This is a genomic window from Nostoc sp. 2RC (assembly GCF_014222165.1).
Classification (GTDB): Bacteria; Cyanobacteriota; Cyanobacteriia; order Cyanobacteriales; family Nostocaceae; genus Nostoc; species Nostoc linckia.
In genome coordinates this window covers 1-234 of sequence record NZ_JACKZU010000860.1, presented here as the reverse complement: position 1 = coordinate 234, position 234 = coordinate 1, and the positions used below count along the sequence as shown (strand labels likewise).

The 234-nt window shown below is 42.3% G+C and carries 1 pseudogene; it reads left to right on the top strand.

Annotation, left to right across the window (positions count from 1 at the left end):
• Positions 1–215 (top strand): annotated as a pseudogene (locus GNE10_RS35275) (hypothetical protein); the annotation flags it as partial.
• Positions 216–234 lie beyond the last annotated feature (19 nt).

The following is a 234-nucleotide window of genomic DNA, read 5'->3' as shown; positions in this document are numbered from 1 at the left end:
AGGATATCCCAGAAGAAATATTACGAACAGAAATTATTATAGATGCGCGATCGCCCATAGATGGCCAGCCTCTGACTGCGGCGGAGTATGCACAATTACAAGAACAATTACAAATCAGCCCTCCCCCGAAACTTAGCACCAACATACGACAAACTATTTTCCTGACCCGTATGCGTAAATTTCTGCTTCAGTTTTTCCCCTTCTTAAATTTGTGAGAATTGGTCAGTTGTCAGT